The sequence below is a fragment of the Streptomyces nanshensis genome, from assembly GCF_001751255.1.
Taxonomy (GTDB): domain Bacteria; phylum Actinomycetota; class Actinomycetes; order Streptomycetales; family Streptomycetaceae; genus Streptomyces; species Streptomyces nanshensis_A.
This window is the reverse complement of sequence record NZ_LJGW01000096.1, coordinates 1-400: the sequence shown is the minus strand read 5'-3', so window position 1 is coordinate 400 and position 400 is coordinate 1. Positions and strand designations below refer to the sequence as shown.

The window sequence follows — 400 nt, the reverse complement described above, 5'->3', positions numbered from 1 at the left end:
GTCCTTGGAGTCGCGGACGTGGACGGTGCCGGGGCGCTCGGAGACTTCGATGCAGTTGCCGCCCTCGGGGCTGCTGTGGCTGGACTTGCGCCATGCGGCGGCCACTTCCACGCAGTTGCCGCCCTCACCACTGCTGTAGCTGGACTTGCGCCAGTCGAGGGCGACTTCGATGCAGTTGCCGCCTTCGTTGCTNGAGGGCGACTTCGATGCAGTTGCCGCCTTCGTTGCTGCTGTAGCTGCTCTTGAACCAGTGCACGTCGGTGTCGGTCTCGATGCCGTTGGCGGTCATACCTCTCCCGGTGATTTCTCGATGAGATTCAGGGATTCGTGCCGTGGCGTTGCGGTGCAGTGCGGGGTTCGTGGTCGCGGGTGCCGGGGGCGGTCCGGTCCGGGGTGGCCC

Annotated in this window: 2 protein-coding genes; both read right to left on the bottom strand. The window is 66.2% G+C overall.

Annotation, left to right across the window (positions count from 1 at the left end; all coding sequences use genetic code 11):
• Nucleotides 1–171, bottom strand: a 171-nt coding sequence (locus AN218_RS04935) for a DUF397 domain-containing protein (protein ID WP_070015387.1), incomplete at its 3' end; no start/stop codon positions are given.
• Complete coding sequence (locus AN218_RS34135) at nucleotides 125–289, bottom strand: DUF397 domain-containing protein (protein ID WP_079131822.1); 165 nt, start codon at nucleotides 287–289, stop codon at nucleotides 125–127. The genes AN218_RS34135 and AN218_RS04935, both read right to left, overlap by 47 nt.
• Between the last annotated feature and the right edge of the window lie 111 nt (nucleotides 290–400).